The sequence below is a fragment of the Chitinophaga sp. SVR4-12A genome, assembly GCF_056754765.1.
Genome location: NZ_JBPGWP010000001.1, coordinates 3,941,034 through 3,967,274, shown reverse-complemented (window position 1 = coordinate 3,967,274; position 26,241 = coordinate 3,941,034). Strand labels below are relative to the sequence as shown.

Below are 26,241 nucleotides of genomic sequence, written 5' to 3'. Positions count from 1 at the left end.
GGTTGTAAAAAATATTGTTACAACATTGGTAATAAAATAATTCTTTCTATTTTTGTGATAGAAATTTAGACGCAACCAGAAATAAAACTTATTTTGAAAGCTTGCCATCAATCGAATAAGTAGCAGATCTGGAAGCAGAAGACATTCTCGAATTCAACTTTTTTGGGGTTAACAAACAATGGATGAAAGGCCGGCTCTTGATTCTTCTCGGGCTGGCTCTTTTTTTATACCTATACCATCCGCATCCCCAATTCCCTCTTAACAGCTGCAGAAACCTTTACCACGCCTTAATTCCGCTTTATCTAATTTTTCCGTTTTCCTTTTCGCCTTTCTATATATTTGTGATCTTGAATACTCATTCTACACTGATCTAATTGGAAAATGTTTAAGAAGATTTTTGCGAATAATAGCGACAAGGCAGAAATGTCTTTTTTTGACCACCTGGAGGACCTGCGCTGGCATATCATCAGATCAGTGGTCGCAATAGCGGTGGTAAGCGTATTTGGCTTTATATACACAAAGGAGATCCTCGACAATGTGATATTCGGCCCCACCAACCCAACTTTCCCCTCATATATTGCCATGTGTAAAATAAGCCACTGGCTGGGATTGGGACAGAAGCTCTGTATCACGCCTGTAAAGGTGCAGTTCCAGAACTTCAAAATGGCCGGACAGGTGATGCTGCAGTTCAAGCTGGCCTTCATCATCGGGGTAGTGGTGGCCTTCCCTTATATTTTCTACGAGTTCTGGCGCTTTGTTAAACCCGCCTTAAAGGAGAGAGAGATAAGAGGAGCCAGGGGTATTATCTTCTGGGTATCCTTCCAGTTCTTCCTGGGCGTTGCTTTCAGTTATTTCCTGATGGCGCCTTTTACTATCAACTTCCTGGCGGGGTACACCATTACCGACAAGGCGGTAAACCAGTTCTTCCTGGACGACTATTTCTCGCTGATGACGCAGATCATCCTGGGTATGGGCATATTGTTCGAGTTACCCGTACTGGTGTTCTTCCTCACCAAAATAGGGCTTATAACGCCTGAATTCATGCGTTCTTACCGCCGCCATGCTATTGTGGTCATCCTGGTGCTGGCTGCCGTTATTACGCCTCCTGACGTGATAGATCAGCTGATCGTATTCACGCCGCTGTATTTGCTCTACGAAATCAGTATCTTTATATCCCGGAAAGCGCTTAAAGAAATGGACGAGAAAGACAGGAACCCGGTAGTAGTAGATGACGAGTGGTCCTGATAAATTCCGATTACTGTTTTAGACACTAGCAATCATGCACGCAACACTGTTCAACATGTCATTACCGGTAGCGGTTGGTTCTGATCACGCCGGCTTTGATTACAAAGAAGAGATCATATCCTACCTGGAAGCTAAAGGGATACAGGTAAAAGACTTTGGAGCCCATTCAAAAGACTCCGCAGACTATCCGGATTATGCCCACCCCGTAGCCACTGCCGTAGAAAGAGAAGAAGTGGCTTTTGGGATCCTGGTATGTGGCAGCGCAAACGGCGTAGCCATTACCGCTAATAAACACCAGGGCGTAAGAGCGGCCATATGCTGGGGCGAAGAGCTGGCCAGGCTGGCCCGGGGCCATAATGAGGCCAACATTATCTGCATACCCGCCAGGTTTGTGGATACTGCGGTTGCCAAAGAGATGGTGGAAGTGTTTATGACCACGCCTTTTGAAGGTGGACGTCATGAAACAAGGGTCAGGAAGATCGCCTGCCTCTGAGGCAGCGCTAAAAGCATTACAATTACCAGCAATCAATGATGGGTTGCCTGGGCTGTGATAATACATTTAAAGCCGGGATGCAGATTTCTATGCAGTTCCCGGCTTTTATTTTCATCCTTATCAATTCAACCGCTTATTATGAGACTAATTTCACTCGTCACTTTCTCACTGCTGTTATACGTACCAGCCTGGGCCCAGTACGACGGACGTACAGTCACCCCGGCAGGCCAGCCTGCCGTAGCCGCCAGGTTTGGGGAGAGCATTACCGCAGACGATGTTAAAGACCAGCTGCATGTTGTTGCAGGCCCCGGTATGGAAGGCAGAGAAACAGCCACGGAGGGTCAACGTAAGGCTGCTTCCTATATTATTTCCCAGTTCAGCAAAATGGGCCTCCAGCCCGGCGCTAAAGGCAAATGGGAACAGTATTTTTATCTCTACCAGGATACGCTTGCAGGCGGTAACATCCGCATAAATGGCCGTTCCTATGTTTTCGGCAAGGACTACTACAGCAGCGTAAAGGAATGTAAAGATCAGGAGCTCCAGGCATCGCGCATCCTCTTTGCAGGCTACGGTATCTGCACACCGGAGTATGATAACTACAAGAACCTGGATGCCGAAGGTAAAGTGGTGCTGATCCTGCCGGGAGAACCGCGTAAAAATGATACGGCCTACCTGCTTACAGGCGCCCGCCGTCCCTCTACCTGGGGCGGACTTGGGAAGAAACTCACTGAGGCTACCAACCGTAAAGCCAGCGCAGTGCTGGTGGTAAACGAAGGGGCCACCCGCATAGAACAGGTAAGTGGCAACCGCTTGCGGAGAACCAGCATATATACACGTAACAACAGCCAGGAAGAGAACAGCAAACCTAACGTATACTTTATTTCCCCGGAAATGGCGGCAGAGCTGCTGGGCGTAAAATCTGCAGCATCCCTGCTTGACCAGGAAAACGCTGATAAACTGAAGCCGGGCATGATCAACCGGCAGATAGATATACAGTTCAGGAAAGGGGTGCGCGAGCTGAAGTCAAGCAACGTGCTGGGCTACCTTGAAGGTACAGACAAAAAAGACGAAGTGGTATTTGTTACCGCCCACTACGACCACCTGGGTGTTCAGGATGGCCAGATCTATTACGGGGCCGATGATGACGGCTCCGGCACCGTAGCCGTGCTGGAAATAGCGTCTGCCTTTGCCAGGGCTAAAAAAGCCGGGTATGCGCCGCGCCGCAGTATCGTATTCATGACCGTATCCGGTGAGGAAAAAGGGCTGCTGGGCTCTAAATACTATACGGAAAACCCCATCTATCCCCTGGACAAAACCGTGGTAGACCTTAACATTGACATGATCGGCCGTATAGATCCTATGCACGAAAAGGATACCAATTACGTATACATCATTGGCGATGATAAGCTAAGCTCCTCCCTGCGGGCCATCAACGAAAAAACCAATGACACTTTTACCAAGCTGCATCTGGACTATAAATACAATGATCCTGAAGATCCCAACCGCTTCTATTATCGCTCCGATCACTATATGTTTGCCCGGAACAATATCCCGGTGATCTTCTACTTTAACGGTACCCATGAGGATTACCACCGTATAACCGACACCGTTGAAAAAATTGACTACCCCTTGCTGGCGCGCCGCGCCCAGCTTGTGTTCTATACCACCTGGGAAATAGCTAACCGTGATGAAAAGCTGAAGGTGGACAGACACGAAAAATAATATGCTACTGTGCGGATATGTCTGCTTATCTGCATATCCGCACATCTGCATATCGTATATTTCTACATTCTTTTCGTATAGCCGCAAAAAAAATAGGTATTCCCCTTTTTTTTCAATAACTTAGGTATGATTAATACCAAACACTAAGCAGATTCTGACGTACTTTCCATTTTTTTCTGTTGTAAGCAGTGATTTCCGATAGGCAAGCAAGGTTGGAATATCCACGTATAATAAGAGCAAATAGCTGAAATACAATCATTAATGGAGTCTAATGATGGGCATCAGCGATCTTAATTTTGTAGAATGCAGGCTTTTTGTGCCCCGTTTTATTGGTAACCATAAAACCTTACCGTCATGAGAACACCTTCCGCTGTACGTACCCCCTGGCTGTTCATTTATTAGCGTGATAGCTATCAGGGCCCCGGACGTAACCCTATTGTCTAATCCTAAAAGCGTATCAATATGTCATCCACCGAATTCAACAATTTGTTAATGGGAAATGCCGATTTCCTCAGGCCATACGCAATCACACTTACCAAGGATTCGGAATCTGCTAAAGACCTCTACCAGGAAACACTTTACCGCGCGCTGGCCAACCGGGATAAATACCTCGCGGGCACTAATATAAGGGCCTGGCTGTACACCATCATGCGCAATATTTTTATCAACAACTACCGGCGCGGTAACCGGCAGTTCCGCATCCTCGACAACGCCATGGGCGATTACATGCTGCACCACCAGCAGCCTGCTATTGGCAATTACGCAGAAAATGGCCTTCGTGTAAAAGATGTGCACATGGCCATCTATAACCTGCCTCCCATTTTCAAACAACCTTTCCTTTTATATTACGAAGGGTATAAATATTATGAGATCGCGGTCATCCTCAATGAGCCGCTGGGCACGGTGAAGAGCCGGATCCACTTCGCACGTAAAATGCTAAAATCACGTATTGCCCGTTATTAAGCCCGTCCGTCTGTCTAAATTTGGTATTTTTACATTTTCAATAAATGTGAATGAAGCCAAACTATTTAGACGAACTGAATGAACGCCAGCGGGAAGCCGTACTCCATATTAACGGACCCCTGATGATAGTGGCCGGTGCAGGTTCCGGGAAAACAAAAGTGCTTACCACCCGCATAGCTCACCTTATGCGGAACGGGGTAGACTCCTTTAACATACTGTCACTCACCTTTACCAATAAGGCGGCAAGAGAAATGAAAGAACGCGTGGAGAAGATACTGGGCGGCAGCGAAGCCCGTAATCTCTACATTGGTACCTTTCACTCCGTATTTGCCAGGCTGCTTCGCGCTGAAGCACACCGCCTCGGCTACCCCAACGATTTTACCATCTACGACACAGATGACGCCAAAAGCGTGCTCAAGACCATCATCAATGAGCAGAACCTGGACGATAAACATTACAAACCCAATTTTGTATATAACCGTATCTCCGCTGCCAAGAACAGTTTGATGGGCCCGGAGGAATACCAGCATGACTACTATGTACAGCAGGAAGACATGCGCGGTAACCGCCCCATGATCGGCAAGATATACGACATGTACGCCAAACGCTGTTTCAAGAACGGCGCCATGGATTTTGACGACCTGCTCTTCAAAATGTATGTGCTCCTGAAACAGTTCCCCGAAGTGCTGCATAAATACCAGCACAAGTTCAAATACATCATGATCGATGAGTACCAGGATACCAACCCTGCCCAGTACGAGATCATCAAACTACTGGGGGCCGTTCATGAGAACATCTGCGTGGTGGGCGATGATGCACAGAGTATCTATTCCTTCCGCGGCGCTACCATCCAGAACATCCTCCAGTTTGAAAAAGACTACGAAGATGCAAAAGTGGTAAAGCTGGAACAGAACTACCGCAGTACCAAATCCATCCTCAACGTTGCCAACGAAGTAATAGCGCATAACAAAGGCCAGATAGAAAAAGCCCTGTGGACGAACAACATGGAGGGCGAGAAAATAAAGCTGGTGCGTACCATGACCGATAACGAGGAAGGCAAGTACGTGGCAGATACCATTGCAGAGCAGAAACTCCGCAATCACCTGGAGAACCGCGACTTTGTGATCCTGTACCGTACTAATGCCCAAAGCCGCTCTTTTGAAGAAAACCTGCGGCGCAAGGCGATTCCCTACCGCCTTTACGGAGGTGTTTCCTTCTACCAGCGTAAAGAGATCAAAGACTTCCTGGCTTACCTGCGCATCACCATCAATACCCGTGATGAAGAAAGCCTGAAACGGATCATCAACTACCCGGTAAGGGGCATCGGTAAAACAACTATAGAAAAAGCCATTGTGTACAGCAACGAACAGAATATCACGTTCTGGGAAGTGCTGGAGCGCGCCCGTGAATTCGGTTTCAAAGGCGGCACCCTGGAGGCGATAGAAGCTTTCGTGACCATGATCCGCAGCTTCCAGGCAACCATTGATAAGCAGAATGCCTACGACGTGGCCGTACAGGTGGGTAAAAGCACCAATCTTGTAAAAGAGCTTTTCAACGATAAAACCACGGAAGGACTGGCCCGTTATGAGAACATCCAGGAACTGCTGAACTCTATCAAGGAGTTTACCGAAACGCCTACAGAAGACGGAGAACTGCTGGATAAAAGCCTGGGCTCTTACCTGCAGCAGATCACCCTGCTCACAGATGCCGACCAGGGAAATGACGAGAACAGCGATGTGGTAAAGCTCATGACCATTCACGCCGCTAAAGGCCTGGAATTCCCGGTGGTGTTTTCCGTGGGGCTGGAAGAGAACCTCTTTCCCAGCACCCTCTCTATCAATACCCGCGAAGAACTGGAGGAAGAACGCCGCCTGTTCTACGTGGCCATTACCCGCGCTAAATCCCGTTTGTGGCTTACCTACGCCAACAGCCGTTACCGCTTTGGCAGCCTGGTACAGAATGAGCCCAGCCGTTTCCTGGAAGAAATGCCGGAACAATTTATAGACCGCAGCTATGCCGGTGGCGGCGCCATGCGCAACACCTTTGGCGGTGGTGGCGGCGGCTTATGGAATAACGGCGGCAACAACATGTTTGACCGCATGCAGAAGAAATCGCCATCCTCTCCCGGCTCGTCTTCGGCTGCCCCGCAGCCCCGCTCTGCCCCCAAGCCGGCTGCTTCGGCTGCTGGCACACATGTGCCCACTCCGGGCTTTACACCGGATGATCCGGCCACTATGGAAGCCGGTATGGAAGTAGAGCACCAGAAGTTTGGCTTCGGCACTATCCTCAGCCTCGAAGGCGCGCCTAATAACCGTATTGCAACGGTAGTATTCCCCCAGGGCGGAGGAGAGAAGAAGATTATGCTGAATTATGCACGTTTAATGATAGTGAAAAAATAGCTACTAGCTGTTGGCCATTAGCCGTTAGCAATAGCCTATATGGCTAAAAGCTAACAGCTAATGGCTAAATGCTGCTTATGGACTCCATCCTCCAAAAACTCCGTCACTACTGCGCTTACCAGGAACGCTGCCACAGCGAGGTAGCAGCTAAATGCCGCGAGCTGGGCCTGCGTGGTGATGCTGTAGATGCAGCCATTGCAGACCTTATTGCAGATAATTACCTGAACGAGGAACGCTTTGCCAAAGCCTTCGCCGGCGGCAAGTTCCGCGTTAAACAATGGGGCCGCCGCAAAATAACGGTGGAGCTGCAGCAAAGGCAGGTATCGCCCTACTGTATAAAAAAAGGCCTGCAGGAGATAGATGAGGCAGACTACCGGGAAACCCTCATGAAGCTGGCCGAAAAGAAATATGCCTCCCTGGAAGGCGAACATCCCCTGAAGCGGAAGCAGAAAACCATACAGTACCTGGTCCAGAAAGGCTTTGAAACGGAGCTGGTACTGGCTGTTCTTGAAGGAATTGCAAATGATGCCAGCTAAAACGTCAATATTTTGAATAGTTTTTAACCCCGCAGAACGTAAATTTGTTGATTACGAATTATTGACTATGTCAGATCTGAAAGTAACACTCATCCAGACAAAGCTCCACTGGGAAGATGTCGCAGCCAACCTGCGGATGTTCGATGAAAAAGTGAATGCCATCCCTGAGCGTACGGAAGTGGTAGTATTGCCTGAAATGTTCAGCACCGGTTTCAGCATGCAGCCTGAAAAGCTGGCGGAGACCATGGACGGCAGCGCAGTGCAATGGATGAAGAAGAAGGCGGCAGAAAAGAATGTGATCATCACCGGCAGCCTTATCATCAAAGAAGGTGATCACTATCTGAACCGTTTGATCTGGATGCAGCCCAACGGCGTATACGGCACTTACGATAAGCGTCACGTATTTGCCTTTGCTGGTGAGCATGAGCATTACCAGCCCGGTGATAAACGCCTGATAGCCCAGGTAAAGGGCTGGAAAATAAACCTCCTCATTTGCTACGATCTTCGTTTCCCTGTATGGGCGCGTAACGCCATCTCCCAGGATACCGGCGCTCCCATGTACGATGTGATGATCAATGTGGCCAACTGGCCCGAAAGGCGCAATACTGCCTGGAAAACCCTGCTGCAGGCCCGCGCTATAGAGAACCAATGCTACGTGGTGGGATTGAACAGGGTAGGCAACGACGGTCTCGACATCTACCACAGCGGCGACAGCAGCATTATCGATCCCATGGGAGAGATCATTTACCAGAAAAATCATGACGAGGATATCTTCACCTATACCCTCCAGCGCAGCCGCCTGGAAGAGGTGCGAACCAAGCTGCCCTTCCTGAAGGATGCAGATAAATTCCAGGTGCTTTGATCTCCGCCGTACACCATATTGCCATTATCTGTGCCGATTATGAACGCAGCAAGGCCTTCTACACCAAAGTATTAGGCCTGCAGGTAGTAAGGGAAGTATACCGTGAAGAGCGCAGGTCCTGGAAGCTGGATCTTGCCCTGAACGGCCATTATATCATCGAACTGTTCTCTTTTCCTGATCCTCCTCCCAGGCCAAGCCGCCCCGAGGCCCAGGGACTGAGGCACCTGGCCTTTACCGTGCAGGATATAGAACAGACAGTGTCGGCACTGCAGCAGCAGGGCGTACTAACAGAGCCCATACGTGTTGATCCTTACACCGGTAAACGCTTTACCTTCTTTACAGACCCTGACGGGTTGCCCCTGGAGTTATACGAAACCTAATCATACCGCTATGTCAGTTACTTATGTTAATGCACGTATTTTCACCGGAGACCGCTTTTTGGAAGACCATGCGGTATTAACAGACAAAGGACGTATCATCGGCATATTGCCAGCATCAGAGATCCCTGAAGATACGCAGCGGGTGGAACTAAGCGGCCTTACCCTGGCCCCTTCCCTGATAGACCTGCAGATCTACGGGGGCAACGATAAACTTTTTCCATACGACCTGGATACGGCTTCACTGAAAGCCACTTATGAGTACTGCCGTGGCGGCGGGGCAGCCCATTTCATGCCTACTGTGCCTACCAGCTCCTGGGAAGTAATGCTGAAAGCCATACAAGCGGTAAAAGCATACTGGGAACAAGGCGGCGCCGGAGTACTGGGCCTGCACCTGGAAGGGCCTTTTATGAATCCTGAAAAACGCGGCGCTCACCTGCAGCAATATATTACAACACCTTCCCAACAGGATATTGACCGCCTGCTGGAACATGGCAGCGGTATTATCAAGATGATGACGCTGGCCCCTGAGTGTTGCGACCCCAAACTGGTAAAACAGCTGCAGGAGGCGGGCATACTCATATCCGCGGGGCATAGTAACGCCACTTACCAGCAGGCCTATACTGCTTTTGAAAACGGCATACCTGCCGCTACGCACCTGTTCAATGCCATGTCTGCCCTTCAGAGCAGGGCGCCCGGCATGGTAGGCGCTATTTATGACCACAACCGTGTGTGCGCCAGCGTGGTGGCAGATGGTATCCATGTAGATTTTGCATCTATCCGTATCAGTAAGAAGATCATGGGAGAGCGCCTGTACCTTATTACAGACGCTGTAGCTGAAAGCCTCGTGGGCGATTATATCTACGTGCGTGAGAACGACCGCTACGTAAATGCACAGGGAACCCTGGCAGGTTCCTGTCTTACCATGATGCAGGCGGTAAAGAACTGTGTGCAGCAGGTAGGTATCCCGCTAGACGAAGCCCTGCGTATGGGCAGCGCCTACCCGGCCACCCTGGCGGGCAAGGGTGATGAGCTGGGCCGCATTGCAGCCGGCTACCGGGATAGCATGGTGGCATTTGACGAACACTTAGCGGTGCATCACACCTTCGGCAACGGGGAAATCTGAAAACCATCAGATCGTTTTAATTACCTTCGCGGTTAACAATTTCTTAATCTGGCAAACATCCGTATGTCGGCACTAACGCGTTTTTTTACCAAAGATCACTACAAGTACTCTTTTTTACTGGGCTGGCTGGTGCTGGGATTATTGCAGGCGGGGTTTACAGAGCTAATGGATGATGAGGCCTATTACTGGGTATATTCCCGCCATCTGGACTGGGGATATTTCGATCACCCTCCTATGATAGCCCTGCTGATCCGCGGAGGCTACGCGCTCTTTCACAATGAGCTGGGTGTACGCTTACTCGTGGTGGTGATCAATGTGCTGACGCTCTGGCTTACCTGGGAGCTCATCCCCCGGAAACATAACCGGCTGTTCTACCTGGTGATGGGCGCGATGGGCGCCATGCAGATAGGCGGAATGCTGGCCGTGCCGGATGTACCGCTGATCTTTTTTGCCACCTTATATTTCTGGGTCTACCGCCGTTTCCTGGAGCAGCAGAACTGGAGAAATACCCTGTTGCTGGGCCTTAGTATGGCCCTGATGTTCTACAGCAAGTACCACGGCGTATTGCTGGTGTTCTTTACGCTGGTATCCACCCCTAATCTCCTGCGTGTATTCAAGTTCTATATCGCGTGTATCATTACCGTGCTGTTATACCTGCCACACCTGTACTGGCAGTACAGCCACGGCTATCCTTCCATCCAGTACCACCTGGTAGAACGGAATGCCCCCGGTTACGATATTTCCTATTCGCTGGATTATATACTCGGTCAGCTCCTGATCTTTGGTCCCATTGCCGGTTGGCTGATCGTGTATTATGCTTTTATCTGCCCCATCCAGAGCAGTTTTGAGCGTACGCTGAAGGTGTGCCTGATAGGGGTGCTGGCCTTTTTCCTGTTCAGTACCTTTAAGGGAAGGGTAGAGGCCAACTGGACAGTGATGGTATTCACGCCTGCGGTTATACTGGCGCACCAGGCTATTATCCGCCGCAAAGGCTCATGGAAATTGCTGCGTTATCTTACCATAGCCACCCTGGTAGTGGTATTTATCACCAGGGTGTACATGATCTGGGATTTTCTGCCCGGTGTGAAGATCCGGCCTGAGATCCATCATAACCGCGAATGGGCAAAAGCTTTGCAGGAGAAAGCTGGCAGCAAACCGGTAGTGTTCCTGAACAGTTACCAGATCGCCTCGAAGTACATGTTCTATTCCGACGGTGGACTGGCCTACAGCATTAACAGCCGTTATGCCCGCCGCAACCAATACAATTACTGGAACACCGAAGAGCAGTTATGGGGCAAACCGGTCATGATCGCGTTTGAACCGGGAGCAGATATGCCTGTTACCGATAGTATACACACCGTGAAAGGCGCCTGGGAATACTATATACAACCGCAATATTATTCTTACTCACTGATCTGGATGGTGCCTGCCATGAAAAAGCTGCAGGTAAGGCCGGGAGAGCATATGGCCTTTGTGCTCAAGCTGCGCAGCGGCTATAATCAGCCGGTGCCAGAGGATACTGCCCACGAAGCAGTATTGGGCTATGCGTTTATGCGTAAAAGAGAAGGGCTCCCCGCCGTAAGAACAGATATCAACCTTGTAAGATCCCTGCAGCGCCGTATTATCCGGATGGAAGTGACCATGCCCGAACAACCTGGCGAATATCAGCTCAAGTTCTGTGTATTCGCAGGGGTACTGCCTCCCACACATAACAGTGAAAGCATCAAAATTAATGTAGTAGAATAAAGATAAAGGCAGGTAGCTAAGGGCTAACAGCCAATAGCTAACTGCTACTGTTCAAACGCATTCCATCCCTGGGCTACCAGCTTGAATTTATTACCGCCTTTGGTAATAATATGAGCTCCTTCGCTGATATCCGTCATATAGCCGATCACGCTGATCTGCTCATTCAGTAACAGCTTTTCATGGTCCGACTGTTTAATGGTGAACAGCAGCTCATAATCCTCTCCGCCGCTTAATGCGCAGGCGGTAGGGTCCAGGCTGAATTTCAGGGCCTGTTGGCGGCTCTGGTCGTGGACAGGCAGTTTGTCTTCGTAGATCACACAACCCAGGTTGCTCTGCTTGCAGATGTGCAGCGCTTCTGAGCTGAGGCCGTCGCTCACGTCCATCATGGCCGTAGGCTTGATCTCCGCTGCTTCCAGGAATTCGATAATATCCTTGCGTGCTTCCGGTTTCAGCAGCCGGCCGATAATATAGGTCTGGTCTTCGAGGTCGGGTTGTAGTTGAGGGTGTTCCCGGTACAGCTGTTTTTCCCGTTCCAGGAGGGTAAGCCCCAGGAAGGCTGCGCCCAGGTCGCCGGATACACAGATCAGGTCTCCTTTTTCTGCGGTAGAGCGCTTCACGAACTGGTCTGGCGCTACTTCCCCGATGGCGGTCACGCTGATCACAAATCCTTTCTGGGAGGAGGAGGTATCTCCGCCTATCAGGTCTACCCCGTATCTTTCACAGGCGGCATAAACGCCGTCGTAAAATTCGCTCAGGGCCTCTACAGAGAAGCGGTTGCTGAAAGCAATGCTGACGGTGATGTGGGTGGGGGTGGCGTTCATGGCGTAGATATCAGACAGGTTCACCACCACTGATTTATACCCCAGGTGTTTGAGTGGCGTATAGGCCAGGTCAAAATGAATGCCTTCTACCAGCATATCCGTGCTGATCACGGTTTGTTTGCCAAAATGGTCTATTACAGCCGCATCGTCGCCTACGCCAAGTACGGTGCTGGCCTGCTGGATCTCTATATTCCTGGTCAGATAGTCTATCAGGCCGAATTCTCCCAGGGAGCCGACCTCTGTCCTTTCTTCACTCATTTTCTCTAAAAGTTTATTTACCGTTTACAGCCGCCAGCAGTTCGTCGTGAATGATTCCGTTGGTGGCGATGATCTTTTTCTGATGGGGGGAGAAGCGCTTGCCGCTGAAGTCGGTCACTTTTCCGCCTGCCTCTTCTACGATGATGAAACCTGCGGCAGAATCCCAGGCGTTCAGTTTATGTTCATAAAAGCCGTCAAAACGTCCTGCAGCTACCCAGCAAAGATCAATGGCGGCAGAGCCCAGGCGGCGCAGGGGTAGTCCTTCGCGTACAAAACGGCCAAAGACAGTGATGGGATCGTTCGTTTCGTCCTCCCAGGTATAAGGGAAGCCGGTTACCAGGCAGGCTTTAGCCAACTCCGGTTTGGCAGATACACGGATAGGCTGCCCGTTCAGGGTGGCGCCTTGTCCTTTTTCTGCAAAGAAGAATTCGTTCATAAAGGGGTTATACACAGCGCCCATGATCACTTCACCGTCCTGTTCCACGCCAATGGATACACAGCATAAAGGGATGCCGTGGGCAAAATTTACCGTTCCGTCCAGCGGGTCTATGATCCATTTTGTGTTAGAAGGGGTGCTGATCTCCCCGGCTTCCTCGCTGAGGATGTAATGGTCGGGGAAGGTTTCCCGGATAGCGCTCAGGATAGCAGTTTCAGCCTGTTTGTCAGCCTCCGTAACCAAATCATTTACAGTGCTTTTGCTGTCTATCTGGAAGCTGCCGTTAAAATATTGCTGTAAGATTTTTCCACCGGCTTCCGTAGCTTTGAGTAATGTGGCTTTTAACATGTCGCAAAGGTAGTAGATTTAGTCGTTAGTCGATAGTCATTAGTCGTAAGTAGCTGGGACGCAATTATTTCATTCTCTCTCAATCACTAACGACTAACGACTGACAACTAACGACTAATTTCCTGTATTTTTGCATTTCAAATAATGCGAAGGAAAATTAATGGCCATCATCGGTAATCTTATATCCAGGTCACTCCGTATCCGTAAAAAGTTCACGGTTAAGTTAGGGACACCGCGCCAATACCAGCTTCAGGTACTGCACCGGCTGCTAGAGAAGGCTAAACACACGCAATTCGGCCGGCATTATAAATTCCAGGAGATCCTGGACAGCCCGAACTTCATGACCCAATACCGGGCCCGTATCCCTGTGCACAACTACAACAAAATGCACCACGACTGGTGGTATAAGTGTCTTGAAGGCGTAGAGAATGTAAGCTGGCCTGAAAAGATCAAATACTTTGCCCTCAGTTCCGGCACCTCCGAATCAGCCAGCAAGCACATCCCCGTGACCCGCGATATGCTGCGTACGGTGAAGAAGGTAGGGGTGAAGCAGCTGTATTCAATGGTTAACTTCAATATTCCGCCTAAGTCTTTTGAAAAAGGGATCCTGATGCTGGGTGGCACCACTTCCCTGTACGAAAAAGGCGACTATTACGAAGGCGACATGAGCGGTATACAGGCCAAGAATATTCCGCGCTGGTTCCGCCGCTTCTATAAGCCCGGCGGCCGTATCTCCAAAAAGCCCAACTGGGAGCAGCGCATCAAGCTCATCGTGCGTAAGGCGCGCCAATGGGATGTAGGCACTGTATGCGGCGTACCTGCCTGGGTCCAGATCGTGCTGGAAGAGATCATCAAATATCACGGCGTAAAGAACATTCATGAAATATGGCCTAACCTGGCTATTTATATACATGGGGGCGTATCTTTTGAGCCCTACAGGGAAAGTTTCCAAAAGCTGCTGGGCAAGCCCATCACTTTTATTGAAACATACATGGCTTCAGAAGGGTCTTTTGGCTTCCAGGCACGTCCGGGCACCAAGGGCATTAAGCTGGTGCTGAATGCCGGTATCTTTTTTGAATTCATTCCTTTCAACGAAGAGAACTTTGATGCAGACGGAGAGGTAAAGCCTAACCCTAAATCGTACATGATCCACGAAGTAGTGGAGGATGTAGAATATGCCGTTATGCTGAGCACCTGCGCAGGCGCCTGGCGTTATCTCATTGGCGATGTGGTAAAGTTCACCTCCGTGAAGGAACATGAGATCATCATTGTTGGCCGTACCAAGCAGTTCCTAAGCCTCTGCGGCGAACATATGAGCATCGATAACATGAACAAGGCGATCGATACCGTCCAGAAAAAGCTGGGTATTACGGTAAAGGAATTTACCATCGCCGGGTTTCCTTATCAGAACCTGTTTGCTCATCGCTGGTACATCGGTACAGATGACACGGCGGTAGACAGCAACAAGGTGCGCGAGATCATCGATCAAACGCTCTCAGAAGTAAATGACGACTATGCAGTAGAAAGAACTTCCGCATTAAAAGAGATCTTTGTGGAAGTACTGCCAAACGATATATTCATTGACTACCTGCGTTGCAAAGGCAAAGAAGGTGCAATGAACAAGTTCCCCAGGGTGATGAAAGGTGATAAGCTGAAAGACTGGGAAAGCTTCCTAGAAACAAAAACTGTAGGTAAATAAATTCCAAATACCAGATTCCAAATCCCAAGCGAAACAAGTGTCTGAATTAAATGCATATTGCTTTTCTTTCTGACATCTTCTTCCTTTGGCGTTTGGAATCTGGTATTTGGTATTTGGAATTTTTAACCATGATTGCAGGAATCGTAGCAGGATTAGGACTGGGGATATTTCTATCTGTATCGGTAGGGCCGGTAATATTTGCCATTATTAAATATAGTATCAACAATGGTTTTAAGGCGGGTATCAGCTTTGTGCTGGGCGTGTCTTTCAGCGATATTATGTTTGTACTGATCGGCAACCTTGCTACCTCCTTTATTGAAGGCCTGGAAGATTATAAGCGCACTATTGGTGTGGTAGGTGGTATCATGCTGGTGTGCATGGGGCTGTATGGCCTCTTCCTCAAAAAAATAAAGATCAGCACCGGTGAAGAAAAGCCTGAAATGTTCCGCACGCATGATTATCTCAAAATATGGCTGGCCGGTTTCCTGATGAATACATTAAATCCCGGAGTGCTTATTTTCTGGCTGGGCGTATGTGTGGCCAACAGCGCCACCACGGTAAGCCACCGCTTCACCATGTACGGCGTATGCCTCTGCCTGGTATTATCCATGGATATACTGAAAGTGTTTGTTAGCGATAAGATCCGTCATAAGCTCACCCTTACCAATGTAGTTTGGCTGAATCGTATAGCCGGCGTTTGTATGGTATTGTTTGGCCTCGTACTGTTGTATAAAGTACTCTTTGATGTAGCAGGACTTGCCAGCCATTGAGAATCGGTTTACAGAAAGGTAACCTACCATCATCTTTTCAAATTAATTTTACCGCGGGATAAAATAAAAAAAGAGCGAGTGGTGAATACTACTCGCTCTTTTTTTATTTTCTTTTTTTACTGTTTATCTGATCGTCCATGTTTCGTTCCCCGCCAGCAGCTTATCCAGGTTGCCCGGGCCTCTCTTCGCAATGGCATCTGCTATCTGCTGCGCCATCACTTCTTCATAAGTAGGACGGCTGGTTTGGTAAAACACACCGAAAGGACGTGGTAAATGCCCTTCAATGCGCGGATCATCGAACATGCGCGTTAACACCTGCGCTTTATAGAAATCAGCTTCATCATGTACCCACAGGTCGCTGGCGCTGTATTCAGTGCCCAGCTCCACTACCACGGGCTTGAAGCCATCCAGACGGATGCCTTTGTTCTTTTGCGCGCCAAAGATCAGCGGCTGGCCTTGTTCCAGGAAGAGGGTTTCTTCCGGTTTGCTGCCTTTTTCGGTGAATACTTCAAAAGCGCCGTCGTTGAATATGTTACAGTTCTGGTAGATCTCCAGGAAGGAAGCGCCTTTGTGTGCATGGCTGCGTTTCAGCAGCTCCTGCAGGTGCTTGGGATCACGGTCCATGCTGCGGGCAATAAAGGTAGCGTCAGCGCCCATTGCCAGTGCCAGCGGGTTAAAAGGATGGTCTATACTGCCAAAGGGAGTGGATTTGGTCACTTTGTTCTCTTCGGAAGTAGGAGAGTATTGACCTTTGGTTAAGCCGTAGATCTGGTTATTGAACAGCATGATGTTCAGGTCAAAATTACGGCGCAGCAGGTGAATGGTATGGTTACCGCCGATAGACAGTCCATCCCCGTCGCCGGTCACCACCCATATGCTCAGCTCGGGGCGGGTAGCCTTCAGGCCGGAAGCAATGGCGGTAGCGCGCCCGTGGATCGAGTGCATACCGTAAGTGTTCATATAGTACGGAAAACGGGAAGAGCACCCGATACCGGAAACGATCACAATATTTTCCCGGGGAATACCCAGCCCGGGCATAATGGTCTGTACCTGTTTTAATATAGAATAGTCCCCGCAGCCAGGGCACCAGCGTACTTCCTGGTCCGTTGCAAAATCCTTGGCCGTTAACGCCTGCGGGGCGATAGTTGTTGTTGACATCTTTTGATATTAAATAGTATACAAAGTTAATTAATAATGAAAAATGAATAATTAATAATACCGGCTATTCAATATTACGCTTGGTACCTGTTCTGAGATTATTCATTGTTCATTATTCATTGTTAATTAAAAGCTCCCAATACTCTGCGGCTCTCCTGGTATGGGGTATCACAATCGTGCCTCCTACTATATTGGCAACGGCAAAGATCTCATACATTTCTTCAGTAGTAACGCCCTGTTCGTGGCATTTACCCAGGTGGTATTTGATACAATCGTCGCAGCGCAGTACCATCGATGATACCAGTCCCAGCATCTCTTTTACCTTGGTGCTTAGCGCCCCTTCCATATAGGTGTTGGTATCCAGGTTAAACAGGCGGTTGATCACCTTGTTTTGCTTGCCCAGGATCACCTCGTTCATTTTGCCCCTGTAATCGTTAAATTCCTTGATCTGGTCTGACATATGACTTACGTTACATTATCAAAAATAATCATTCAACACACAAGGTAGTGATTATTTGTTGCTTAAAGCTTTCTGCAAATATATAATAATCTACTGTGGTGGTAGACTAGTGAGCCTCTTCAAGGGATAATAAAAGGTTATAGGTGATAACTTTAAATTATGCAGGGCTACCTGTTATAGATAGGCCTAAGCCCGTCCAGGGTTCAAAACCCTTTGTAGGCTTAAATTATTGTTCCCCCGCCGCTTTCAGATAATCTTCCAGTCCCTGTATGATCTTTTCCACCATTTCCGCCTGGAAGCCGGGATCCATTACTTTCTCCTCATCTCCCGGGTTGCTGAGGAACAGCGTTTCTATCAGTGCATCCGGGAACTCGGTGGGGTTGTTCAGTACAAAGTTAAAATCCCCGTTACAGCCAAAGCCCGACAGGCCGGTTTCCAGCATACGGTTATAAATGGCCCGGGCCAGCGGTTCGCAGAAGGGATGTTTATAGTAGGTGGCCGTTCCCCGGATATCTACCGGGTTGATGGAAGAATTCAGGTGTATGCTCAGCATCAGGTCGGGGTCTGAACGGCGAAAGAAGGAGAGCCGCTCCTCGTTGGCCACAAACTGGTCCCTGGTGCGGGTGGTCAGCACGGTAGCCCCTTCCTTTTCCAGCGCTGCCTTCAGCAGCATGGCAATGGAAAGACTGAGCTCCTTTTCATACACGCCTGCTGGTCCCAGGGCGCCCACATTGCTGCCGCCATGCCCGGCGTCCAGCCCTATGGTAAGATGGCGCAGCTGGAGGCTGTCGGGTGTGCGCTTCACCTGTACGGTCAGCGTATCGCCCTGGTAAAAGGTCTTGTATCCCCAGGGAAACGCATGCTGCAGGTTGATCACCATCCGGAATACTTCCGGCTCGGGCTGTTGCCAGGCCACCTGCCGGATCTCGAGGGTGCTGCCTATCTGGGTTTGCAGGCCTGCTTCCGCATAGGCGCCAAATACATCTACGATGATCTTGCCGGGCCTCACCTCCTGGGTGGAGAGATAGGGCAGTTTATCGGCCAGGGGGATGGATACATAATCATAGTTCTCATCGGCCCAAACCCGGGCCTCGTTCACGATGCTCACGGGGGCTGGCTCCTGGAGGGTGGTAGTGTCTACAAGTGGTTCCGGTATGTAGGCGTAACGCCCGTTGGCAAGTCTCACTTTATAGTAATCTCCTTCCCGGCCGCTGATCTGCAGCAGTACACCTTCATCCAGGTAACCCAGTTTTTGGGGTCCCAGGCGGTCGCCATGAGGAGAAACGGTGAGATAGGTCATATTGTCGATGGTACGGCCGGTGAACAGGCCTTCGTTTGGCATGTAGGAATAATACTGCGGGCTTTCCTTAACGATCGTGGCGCCGCTGCTGTTGCGCAGGGCCACCCTGATGCGCCCGTTCAGCAGGCTGTCTGATGATTTGATCACGTAAGCGCCTTCATAAAAGCCGGGCGTGCCGTTCTCTGAGCTCACTTCCTGCAGCGGCGCATTATTGATCCAGCTGGCCCGGCACCCGGGAAAAGCTTTCATTTTAATGCGCAGGGTATCCCCTTCCGTTAGCTGCAGGTTGCCCTGTGGTGTAATGGTAAAATAATCTATCCTGAAAACAGGGGTGGGGGTAGGAGGGGGCGCGGGCTGGTAGTAATAGGTAATCTGCCTGGTATAGGTTTTACCGGTAGTATCCGTGGCCGTTAACACCAGCGGTGTTCTGCCTGTCTTCAGCTCCTGCTTGATGGCAAAAGAGCCGGTGGAATATACGTGGATGCTATCGCCATTCATCTGCAGGCGGCAACCTTTGCAGGTGCGTCCTGAAATGTATTGTTTAGCAGTACTTACATTGTTTTGTTCCCGTGTTGGTTGACTCAGATGTATAAAAGCCTGTCCATAACCCAGCTGGTATACAAAAAACAGAACGGCTACTCCCAACAGCCGGCGTTGCATTGATTTCATCATGATCCCCGTACTACGCCGCAAAGATGCAAAAAGTTTAGAAGTTTGAGGTTTGAGGTTTGAGGTTCGTTGAAAGTTAGATGTTGAAAGGTAGTGCCGGGCACTTATTTAGACATCTAACCTCTAACTAACCTCAAACCTCAAACATTACCAAATGTATTTGTTCTCTGCTATCAGCTTGTCCGCTATTCTTCTGCGGGCATCCTTGGTGTTATATGGCTGTGTTTTGGTATAGCGTTTAAGGCCCAGCAGCATCATGCGTTGTTCATCGCCTTCTGCAAAGCTGTTGATGGCATCTTTACCGTATTTGTGTATACGGTCTGCCGCATCGGTCAGGTAAGTGCGCACCGCATCGGCCTGCAGGGAGGCTGCGCTTTCGCCTTGTTTCTCTGTAAGCTTAATGAGGCGCAGCAATCCGCTTTCTGCGGTAAAGGTTTCTATGGCCATGTCTGCGATGTTCATGAGCACTTCCTGTTCCTGTTCCAGCTTCATGGCCAGTTTCTGTACGGCGGCGCCGGCTACCAGCAGGATCGCTTTCTTCAGGTTGCTGATCATTTTTTTCTCTTCGGCAAAAGGTGTTTCATCATCATTGCCGAATTCGGGAATGCTCATCAGCTCCTTCATAACGTTCATGGCAGGCGTCATAAGATCCAGCTTCCCTTTCATGGCGCGTTTCAGTGTCATGTCCAGTGTAAGCAGGCGGTTGATCTCATTGGTGCCTTCAAAGATGCGGTTGATCCTGGCGTCGCGGTACGATTTGGAGATCACGTATTCATCGCTGAAGCCATTGCCGCCATGTATTTGCACGCCTTCATCCACTACATAGTCCAGCACTTCAGAGCCGTTCACTTTCAGGATGGCGCATTCTACTGCATATTCTTCCGCTGCGCCCAGTACGGCTTCGTTAAAGGGCTTGCCGGCTGCCAGCAATTCCTGTTCCTGCAGTTCTATCAGTTGTGCCGTGCGGTACAGGGAGGATTCGCACATCCAGGTACGGATGGCCATCTCTGCCAGTTTATGTTTGATGGCGCCGAAATTGGCGATAGGCTGTTTGAACTGCTCACGCGTGGTGGCATACTGAATAGTGCTGCTCAGAGAGCGTTTGCAAGCGCCTAAGGCGGCAGCACAAAGTTTCAGACGGCCTATGTTCAGGATATTGAAAGCGATAAGGTGCCCTTTGCCGATGGTACCCAGCACATTTTCTGCGGGCACTTTTGCGTCCTGGAAATAGATCTGCCGGGTGCTGGAGCCTTTGATGCCCATCTTGTGCTCTTCTGCGCCCAGCGTGAACCCGGGAGTATCTTTATCTACGATGAAAGCAGTGAATTTATCTCCGTCTATCTTGGCGAAAACGGTGAACACATCCGCAAAGCCCGAGTTGGTGATCCAGCATTTCTGTCCGTTCAGCAGGTAATATTTACCATCCTCAGAGAGTTTGGCCGTGGTCTTTGCACTGAGCGCATCAGAACCTGAGTTGGGCTCTGTGAGTGCATAAGCGCCTTTCATCTCGCCGCTGGCCAGTTTGGGAATATATTTCTGTTTCTGTTCTTCAGTACCAAAATACAGGATGGGTAGAGAGCCGATACCAGTGTGCGCTGCCATGGCAACAGAGAAAGAGTGGCCGGAGCCTAAAGCTTCATTGATCAGGGTAGCGGTCACAAAGTCTTTTCCAAGGCCGCCGTATGCCTCCGGGAAGGAAGCCCCCAGCAAACCCTGTTCGCCTGCCTTATCCAGCAGGGAAGGCATCAGCCCTTCTTCCAGCTTGTCGAGGCGCTCCAGCAGCGGTGTCACTTCTTTCGCCACAAATTGCTCCGCCATCTCTTTGATCATGAGCTGTTCTTCAGAAAAATCTTCAGGGGTAAACACATCATCCGGCGTGCTTTCCTTTACCAGGTATTCGGCCCCTTTCAGGGTAGCCTTCTTTTCAACTGTTGTGTCCATCTTAAACCTGTTTTAGTGTTTGAAGTTTGGGTGTTTCGTAATTTACTTAGTTTGGGGCAAATGGCAAAAGTTGATTAAAATTGCGTTGATTATCATGCCGTCCTTTTTTTTACCATACGCCAGTAGCCGCTTTCACGGTATCCGGGAAGGTTCAGGCGCTCAACTATTGATATGCCTGCACGGCTTTGGCGAAAGCGCCATGCACTTTGTGCCGCTGGCAAAATATATGGGTAGCCGTTTTACCATCGTAGGAATTGATCTGCCTTTTCACGGACAAACCACCTGGAAAGAAAAACGCCCTTTTACCCCGCATGATCTGCAAACCCTTATTGGAATGATCCTGCAGGAACAGCATCAGCATCATTTCTCCCTGCTGGGATACAGCATGGGCGGACGGCTGGCCCTCAGCATGATACCTGTGATGGCCCCGCAGCTGCGGCATGTGATCTTACTGGCGCCCGATGGTATTAAGAATAATCCCTGGCATATGTTTGTTACCCGTACTGCAGTTGGCAACCGCCTGTTTAAATATGTGACCTATAAACCGCAGCTGTTCTTCCGGCTGCTCAGCGGGGTGCGTAAGCTGGGCACCCTCAACGAAAGCGTGTACAAGTTTGCCTTTCACAGCATGGATAAGCTGGATAAACGCCTGCTGGTGTACAACGTATGGACCTGCATGCGGCGCATGCTGCCCGATCTTACAAAATGCAAAAAGGCATTGGCGCAGTACAATATCCGCACGCTCCTGGTCTATGGAAAGTACGACCGTATTATTCCTGCAGTAGTAGGTGAGCGTTTGGTGGACGGATCTTTCCCCGGCGAAATAGTAGTGCTTGAAAAAGGCCACCAGCTTATATCCGAACAATTGGGTAAGGCTATCCTGTCTAAAATATAATGTATTTCCTATATTTTATCGGGGGAAAGGGCCGGAAGTCCTTAATCCATCCGCCTGATAGCGGCCCTCGCCCTCGTACGGTCTCTGGCTGCCTGTCAGAAGGCAAACGTTGCACGTTCTTTACCCCTTTCCACCGCTTTGCATGCAGGGGGCTTAATATTTACAGAGAATAATATACTTTTGACGGCCGCTTGACGGGAAATTAACATGAATATCTTTCTCATTATTATATCGTTGCTGGGTGTAAGCTATGGGCTGCTGCTGCTTTGGTACGCCCTTGGCTGGAAGAAGCTCCCTGCCTTTATCCCTTCAGCACCTGTCAGCGGGCGTACGCGCGTTACCGTGATCATCCCCGCGCGGGACGAAGAAGCCAACCTGCCGCCGCTCCTGGCGGCCCTACAATCACAAACCTATCCCGCGGAGCTGCTGGAAGTGATCGTGATAGATGATTTTTCTGCTGATAATACTGCGCAGGTGGTACGTTCCTTCCCTGCGCCTAACATAAAGCTGCTGCGCCTCAGTGATCACCTCGATATCACGCAGCGCCTGAACTCTTACAAAAAGAAAGCCATTGAAATGGCCATAGGCCAGGCCAGCGGTCAGCTCATTGTTACCACGGATGCAGATTGTGTAATGGGCGCGAGATGGATAGAAATGCTGGTACAGTTCTATGAAACACGCCGCCCCAAATTCATTGCTGCCCCGGTAAGCTTTTACCAGGAAACCAACTTTTTCAAGATCCTGCAGTCGCTTGATTTCATGAACATGCAGGGCATTACAGGCGCTGTGGCCCAGCTGCGTATCGGCACCATGTGTAATGGCGCCAACCTGGCGTACGAAAAAGAAACTTTCCTGGAAGTAGGCGGCTTTAAAGGGATTGACAATATTGCCTCCGGCGATGATATGCTGCTCATGTACAAGGTGTACCGCAAATACCCTGACAGCATTGGTTATCTGAAGAATGAGGAAGCGATCGTGCGCACACTGCCCGTAGATACTTTCAACGCATTTATGCATCAGCGTATCCGCTGGTCGTCCAAGGCAGATAAATACGATGATAAACGCCTTACGTGGATGCTGGCGATTGTTTATTTGTGGAATGCTGCGCTGCTCTTCATGGGAGTGTTCGCGCTTTTCTTTCCTATCGTATGGAGCTGGCTGCTGATTTCCCTCTTATTCAAGATCGTAATAGAATTATGTTTCATGTTCCCCATCGCCCGCTTCTTTGGCAAAACAACATTCCTGGGCTGGGTCATTCCCGGGCAACTGTTTCACATTCCCTACATCGTTGTAGCGGGCTGGCTGGGTAAGTTCGGTTCCTACCAATGGAAGGGCCGGCGCGTGAATTAAGTGTAAGAAAAATGCCGGGGTCTTCCTCCTCCGTCATTGCGGGGAGCAGCGCGGATTAGCGCGTGGGGCGACGAAGCAATCTTTTCACACAATCTCCTCTTAAATTAATTATACTCCTCCATCAATTGCGCCTCACCCTTTCCTAACGTCAAATCCCACACCAGCTTAAACCACACCAGCGAACAAAACACCGCCTTCACCGCAAACGGCTCCACATAGGTCCTCGCCAGTTTATACGGAAAAATAAGATCAGTAGACGAGAACGACGTACACACCAACGCCAGCAGCAACAACGCCAAATTAATCCCCTTTTGCTTTTGTGTAAAATACCAGATACCCACACCCGCCATCGCAATCACATAGGTCGGAGATTCTCCCTTATGATTAAATATCACCACCCATATCAATACAGACGCCAATACATGCAAGCGGTATAGCGGCTGCTTCCAGTCTTTTACCCGCAGCAACGGCACACAGAACAACACAGCTCCTATCAGCACAAACACCTGCTTATTCATATTAAAACCAAACCACGTGCGCCACCATCCATACAACGATACACCCGTAGATGCGCCATGATCCATGGTCAGCAAATGGCCCCAGCTTTTGTACAGGAACTGCAGCTGCCCGGGCGTTATTACCAGCAGCGGCATCAATCCCAATACTACTGCCCAGAAAATAGTAGCAATAGCTGCCTTCCACCTTGAAGGATATAGCAGGAACAGCGCCAGCGCCACAATACCGAAGATCTTGATGTAGATAGTGATCATTACCATTAAGGCTGCCCACCACACCTTATCTTCTTCCATGAAATGCCAGGCCAGTATCAGCAGACCGGCAATCAGCACATTGGTTTGTGAGCTGGTCAGCGCGATCATCGTCTCTATCAGTATAAAGAACAGGAACAGGCTTAACCTGGGTTTGGTGAACGGCAGTTTGCGCACCGCAATAATGAACACCACGATGTTCACCAGGTTAAAGAATATCAGGCCCGGCAGATCTGGCAGCCATGCAAAGATGCCCATCCACAGGGAAAATGAAGGGCTGTATTTATACACGTCGTAATGTTCTGCAGGATATTCCGGGTAGAGGTCCTGCGAATGTATCAGGTGAAAGAACGATTGCTTAAAGATCACATAGTTGTTATACCTTGTCCACTGTGCCATATCCTGTGAACTGAACCAGGAATGGCAGGATATGCCGATAGCCAGCAGGATAAAGAACCCGAAAAGATATTTCGCCGGCACTGAAGACAGTTTTTTTGCCACTGTAATAAAGAAACGCTCAAAGCCGGTAGCTGAATGTGTTTGTGTGTTCATAGGAGAATGAATGTCCGCATAGTTTGTAACTTGCCGTCCGGCAATGATATATATTTTTTAACTTAAATGCTCAATTTTCTGATCGGCTATCAGCCACTCGCTAATAGCTAAGCGTTAATGGTTAACAGCTCAAATAATATCCGCTCTTCTTTCAGCCGTCAGGCCTGGAAGCGGCTGCAGCGCAACAAAGGCGCGATGGCAGGTCTCTGTCTCATTGCCCTGGCCATCCTGGTTAGCATCGCTGCTTACTGGATAGCGCCGGACTCCACGCCTTATGCCAACCGCATGGTGCTGGAAATAAGCGGCCAGCGCCCCGGCTTCCATATCACGATGCTGGCGATCCGGCAGGAACGCCCCGTTGTGAAGACCGGTTTTTTTCAACGTTTGCTCTATGGAAAGGAAGCAACGCTAACGTACATTCCTATACGCCAATATCGCTTTGAAGGAAATGATATCGTGGTACAGAAATATGCAGATGAAGAAACCACGATCCCCGAACGCTACAGCCTGGCCACGGTATGGTATGGGCACGATCAGGCGCTGCAAGCGCCGCTGCAGGCCGTACAGCAACAGGTCATAAAAGAGCGCATCCTTACAAAAACTTACTGGCTGGGTACCGACCGTTTTGGCCGCGATATACTGAGCCGCCTGCTGATCGGTACACGCGTAAGCCTGAGTGTGGGTTGTATCGCGGTGCTCATCTCTCTTAGCATCGGCGTGCTGTTAGGAGCGGTGGCAGGTTACTTCCGCGGCTGGGTAGACGACCTGGTGATGTGGCTGATCAACGTGATCTGGTCTGTGCCCACCCTGCTCCTGGTATTTACCATTACACTGGCTTTGGGCAAAGGTTTCTGGCAGGTGTTCATTGCAGTAGGGCTTACCATGTGGGTAGGGGTGGCCCGCATCATCCGCGGACAAGTGCTTAGTCTCCGCGAACTGCAGTTTGTAGAAGCGGCCCGCGCCCTGGGATATGGCCACACACGCACCATCGTAAAGCATATTCTGCCTAATATCCTGGGCCCGGTAATGGTAGTTGCGGCAGGCAATTTTGCCACCGCCATCGTAGTGGAAGCAGGCTTAAGTTTTTTGGGGGTAGGGGTGCAACCGCCCCAGCCTTCCTGGGGACTGATGATCAAAGAGAACTATAACTTCATCATCACTCATAACCCGCTGCTGGCGCTGGCCCCTGGCGTAGCTATTATGCTGATGGTGCTGGCTTTTAATCTTTTAGGCAATGGCCTGAGAGATGCTATGGATGTGAAACAATGATCCAATCCTCCCCACAGCCCGGCAATTGCCCTTGTTTAGTATTAGAATTTAATCTAATTTTATGCAAATCCTTTGAAAG

22 protein-coding genes are annotated in these 26,241 nt (G+C 49.7%); 15 read left to right on the top strand and 7 right to left on the bottom strand.

The window, feature by feature from the left end; translation table 11 throughout:
* The first annotated feature begins 381 nt into the window (after nt 1-381).
* From tatC to ACR9Y8_RS16125, 10 genes are all read left to right on the top strand, one after another.
* Entirely contained in the window at nt 382-1,245 is an 864-nt protein-coding gene (tatC, locus tag ACR9Y8_RS16170) for a twin-arginine translocase subunit TatC (protein ID WP_481214284.1), read from the top strand.
* Between the two features lie 34 nt (nt 1,246-1,279).
* Nucleotides 1,280-1,738, top strand: coding sequence for a ribose 5-phosphate isomerase B (gene rpiB / locus ACR9Y8_RS16165; protein WP_481214283.1), 459 nt, complete (start codon nt 1,280-1,282; stop codon nt 1,736-1,738).
* Nucleotides 1,739-1,876: 138 nt separating this feature from the next.
* The gene (locus ACR9Y8_RS16160) at nt 1,877-3,460 is read left to right on the top strand and encodes a M28 family peptidase (RefSeq protein WP_481214282.1); all 1,584 of its coding nucleotides are present in this window, start codon (nt 1,877-1,879) and stop codon (nt 3,458-3,460) included.
* A gap of 462 nt (nt 3,461-3,922) precedes the next feature.
* Nucleotides 3,923-4,423: an RNA polymerase sigma factor gene (locus ACR9Y8_RS16155; RefSeq protein WP_481214281.1), complete on the top strand. Its 501-nt coding sequence runs from the start codon at nt 3,923-3,925 to the stop codon at nt 4,421-4,423.
* A 50-nt stretch (nt 4,424-4,473) separates the two neighbouring features.
* On the top strand, nt 4,474-6,822 hold the full coding sequence (locus tag ACR9Y8_RS16150) for an ATP-dependent helicase (RefSeq protein WP_481214280.1): 2,349 nt from the start codon (nt 4,474-4,476) through the stop codon (nt 6,820-6,822).
* Between the two features lie 77 nt (nt 6,823-6,899).
* Nucleotides 6,900-7,358: a regulatory protein RecX gene (locus ACR9Y8_RS16145; protein ID WP_481214279.1), complete on the top strand. Its 459-nt coding sequence runs from the start codon at nt 6,900-6,902 to the stop codon at nt 7,356-7,358.
* Between the two features lie 67 nt (nt 7,359-7,425).
* Nucleotides 7,426-8,220, top strand: a complete 795-nt coding sequence (locus tag ACR9Y8_RS16140) for an amidohydrolase (RefSeq protein WP_481214278.1) — start codon at nt 7,426-7,428, stop codon at nt 8,218-8,220.
* A complete protein-coding gene (gene gloA2, locus ACR9Y8_RS16135; RefSeq protein WP_481214277.1) occupies nt 8,217-8,600 on the top strand; it encodes an SMU1112c/YaeR family gloxylase I-like metalloprotein in 384 nt (127 codons plus the stop codon). Before ACR9Y8_RS16140 ends, gloA2 begins: the two co-directional genes overlap by 4 nt.
* Before the next feature lie 10 nt (nt 8,601-8,610).
* Nucleotides 8,611-9,723 (top strand): N-acetylglucosamine-6-phosphate deacetylase, encoded by a 1,113-nt coding sequence (gene nagA / locus ACR9Y8_RS16130; protein ID WP_481214276.1) that lies wholly within the window; start codon nt 8,611-8,613, stop codon nt 9,721-9,723.
* A 63-nt stretch (nt 9,724-9,786) separates the two neighbouring features.
* Nucleotides 9,787-11,469 (top strand): ArnT family glycosyltransferase, encoded by a 1,683-nt coding sequence (locus tag ACR9Y8_RS16125; RefSeq protein ID WP_481214275.1) that lies wholly within the window; start codon nt 9,787-9,789, stop codon nt 11,467-11,469.
* A 44-nt stretch (nt 11,470-11,513) separates the two neighbouring features.
* On the opposite strand, the gene thiL is transcribed toward ACR9Y8_RS16125, so the two are convergent.
* Together thiL and ACR9Y8_RS16115 are read right to left on the bottom strand one after the other, a co-directional pair.
* Nucleotides 11,514-12,548, bottom strand: a complete 1,035-nt coding sequence (thiL, locus tag ACR9Y8_RS16120; protein WP_481214274.1) for a thiamine-phosphate kinase — start codon at nt 12,546-12,548, stop codon at nt 11,514-11,516.
* 13 nt (nt 12,549-12,561) lie between these two features.
* Nucleotides 12,562-13,332, bottom strand: coding sequence for an inositol monophosphatase family protein (locus tag ACR9Y8_RS16115; protein WP_481214273.1), 771 nt, complete (start codon nt 13,330-13,332; stop codon nt 12,562-12,564).
* A 160-nt stretch (nt 13,333-13,492) separates the two neighbouring features.
* Between ACR9Y8_RS16115 and ACR9Y8_RS16110 the strand changes: the two genes are divergently transcribed.
* Both ACR9Y8_RS16110 and ACR9Y8_RS16105 read left to right on the top strand, forming a co-directional pair.
* Entirely contained in the window at nt 13,493-15,031 is a 1,539-nt protein-coding gene (locus tag ACR9Y8_RS16110; protein WP_481214272.1) for a GH3 family acyl-acid amido synthetase, read from the top strand.
* A gap of 128 nt (nt 15,032-15,159) precedes the next feature.
* Nucleotides 15,160-15,801: a LysE family translocator gene (locus ACR9Y8_RS16105; protein WP_481214271.1), complete on the top strand. Its 642-nt coding sequence runs from the start codon at nt 15,160-15,162 to the stop codon at nt 15,799-15,801.
* Between the two features lie 123 nt (nt 15,802-15,924).
* On the opposite strand, the gene ACR9Y8_RS16100 is transcribed toward ACR9Y8_RS16105, so the two are convergent.
* The 4 genes from ACR9Y8_RS16100 to ACR9Y8_RS16085 form a co-directional block, all read right to left on the bottom strand.
* Nucleotides 15,925-16,959 carry a 2-oxoacid:ferredoxin oxidoreductase subunit beta gene (locus tag ACR9Y8_RS16100; RefSeq protein WP_481214270.1) on the bottom strand — a complete coding sequence of 345 codons (1,035 nt, stop codon included), beginning with the start codon at nt 16,957-16,959 and terminating at the stop codon, nt 15,925-15,927.
* A gap of 112 nt (nt 16,960-17,071) precedes the next feature.
* On the bottom strand, nt 17,072-17,419 hold the full coding sequence (locus ACR9Y8_RS16095; RefSeq protein ID WP_481214269.1) for a carboxymuconolactone decarboxylase family protein: 348 nt from the start codon (nt 17,417-17,419) through the stop codon (nt 17,072-17,074).
* Between the two features lie 226 nt (nt 17,420-17,645).
* Nucleotides 17,646-19,391 carry an N-acetylmuramoyl-L-alanine amidase gene (locus tag ACR9Y8_RS16090; RefSeq protein ID WP_481214268.1) on the bottom strand — a complete coding sequence of 582 codons (1,746 nt, stop codon included), beginning with the start codon at nt 19,389-19,391 and terminating at the stop codon, nt 17,646-17,648.
* Between the two features lie 144 nt (nt 19,392-19,535).
* A complete protein-coding gene (locus ACR9Y8_RS16085; protein ID WP_481214267.1) occupies nt 19,536-21,329 on the bottom strand; it encodes an acyl-CoA dehydrogenase family protein in 1,794 nt (597 codons plus the stop codon).
* A gap of 94 nt (nt 21,330-21,423) precedes the next feature.
* Between ACR9Y8_RS16085 and ACR9Y8_RS16080 the strand changes: the two genes are divergently transcribed.
* Entirely contained in the window at nt 21,424-22,224 is an 801-nt protein-coding gene (locus tag ACR9Y8_RS16080) for an alpha/beta fold hydrolase (RefSeq protein ID WP_481214266.1), read from the top strand.
* Between the two features lie 207 nt (nt 22,225-22,431).
* Entirely contained in the window at nt 22,432-23,574 is a 1,143-nt protein-coding gene (locus ACR9Y8_RS16075; protein WP_481214265.1) for a glycosyltransferase, read from the top strand.
* Nucleotides 23,575-23,678: 104 nt separating this feature from the next.
* Here ACR9Y8_RS16075 and ACR9Y8_RS16070 read toward each other — a convergent pair whose 3' ends face one another.
* Nucleotides 23,679-24,893, bottom strand: coding sequence for a glycosyltransferase family 87 protein (locus ACR9Y8_RS16070; RefSeq protein ID WP_481214264.1), 1,215 nt, complete (start codon nt 24,891-24,893; stop codon nt 23,679-23,681).
* Between the two features lie 117 nt (nt 24,894-25,010).
* On the opposite strand from ACR9Y8_RS16070, the gene ACR9Y8_RS16065 reads away from it, so the two are divergent.
* On the top strand, nt 25,011-26,162 hold the full coding sequence (locus ACR9Y8_RS16065; RefSeq protein ID WP_481214263.1) for an ABC transporter permease: 1,152 nt from the start codon (nt 25,011-25,013) through the stop codon (nt 26,160-26,162).
* The last annotated feature ends 79 nt before the right edge of the window (nt 26,163-26,241 follow it).

Excerpts from the sequence above, each read along its gene's own strand:
- ACR9Y8_RS16075 (WP_481214265.1), top strand. The coding sequence starts at position 22,432 with ATGAATATCTTTCTCATTATTATATCGTTGCTGGGTGTAAGCTATGGG.
- ACR9Y8_RS16155 (WP_481214281.1), top strand. The coding sequence starts at position 3,923 with ATGTCATCCACCGAATTCAACAATTTGTTAATGGGAAATGCCGATTTC.
- ACR9Y8_RS16085 (WP_481214267.1), bottom strand. The coding sequence starts at position 21,329 with ATGGACACAACAGTTGAAAAGAAGGCTACCCTGAAAGGGGCCGAATAC.
- ACR9Y8_RS16065 (WP_481214263.1), top strand. The coding sequence starts at position 25,011 with ATGGTTAACAGCTCAAATAATATCCGCTCTTCTTTCAGCCGTCAGGCC.
- ACR9Y8_RS16150 (WP_481214280.1), top strand. The coding sequence starts at position 4,474 with ATGAAGCCAAACTATTTAGACGAACTGAATGAACGCCAGCGGGAAGCC.
- ACR9Y8_RS16090 (WP_481214268.1), bottom strand. The coding sequence starts at position 19,391 with ATGATGAAATCAATGCAACGCCGGCTGTTGGGAGTAGCCGTTCTGTTT.
- nagA (WP_481214276.1), top strand. The coding sequence starts at position 8,611 with ATGTCAGTTACTTATGTTAATGCACGTATTTTCACCGGAGACCGCTTT.
- ACR9Y8_RS16110 (WP_481214272.1), top strand. The coding sequence starts at position 13,493 with ATGGCCATCATCGGTAATCTTATATCCAGGTCACTCCGTATCCGTAAA.
- rpiB (WP_481214283.1), top strand. The coding sequence starts at position 1,280 with ATGCACGCAACACTGTTCAACATGTCATTACCGGTAGCGGTTGGTTCT.
- ACR9Y8_RS16140 (WP_481214278.1), top strand. The coding sequence starts at position 7,426 with ATGTCAGATCTGAAAGTAACACTCATCCAGACAAAGCTCCACTGGGAA.
- ACR9Y8_RS16100 (WP_481214270.1), bottom strand. The coding sequence starts at position 16,959 with ATGTCAACAACAACTATCGCCCCGCAGGCGTTAACGGCCAAGGATTTT.
- ACR9Y8_RS16115 (WP_481214273.1), bottom strand. The coding sequence starts at position 13,332 with ATGTTAAAAGCCACATTACTCAAAGCTACGGAAGCCGGTGGAAAAATC.
- tatC (WP_481214284.1), top strand. The coding sequence starts at position 382 with ATGTTTAAGAAGATTTTTGCGAATAATAGCGACAAGGCAGAAATGTCT.
- ACR9Y8_RS16105 (WP_481214271.1), top strand. The coding sequence starts at position 15,160 with ATGATTGCAGGAATCGTAGCAGGATTAGGACTGGGGATATTTCTATCT.
- ACR9Y8_RS16080 (WP_481214266.1), top strand. The coding sequence starts at position 21,424 with ATGCCGTCCTTTTTTTTACCATACGCCAGTAGCCGCTTTCACGGTATC.
- ACR9Y8_RS16160 (WP_481214282.1), top strand. The coding sequence starts at position 1,877 with ATGAGACTAATTTCACTCGTCACTTTCTCACTGCTGTTATACGTACCA.
- ACR9Y8_RS16125 (WP_481214275.1), top strand. The coding sequence starts at position 9,787 with ATGTCGGCACTAACGCGTTTTTTTACCAAAGATCACTACAAGTACTCT.
- ACR9Y8_RS16145 (WP_481214279.1), top strand. The coding sequence starts at position 6,900 with ATGGACTCCATCCTCCAAAAACTCCGTCACTACTGCGCTTACCAGGAA.
- ACR9Y8_RS16070 (WP_481214264.1), bottom strand. The coding sequence starts at position 24,893 with ATGAACACACAAACACATTCAGCTACCGGCTTTGAGCGTTTCTTTATT.
- ACR9Y8_RS16095 (WP_481214269.1), bottom strand. The coding sequence starts at position 17,419 with ATGTCAGACCAGATCAAGGAATTTAACGATTACAGGGGCAAAATGAAC.
- thiL (WP_481214274.1), bottom strand. The coding sequence starts at position 12,548 with ATGAGTGAAGAAAGGACAGAGGTCGGCTCCCTGGGAGAATTCGGCCTG.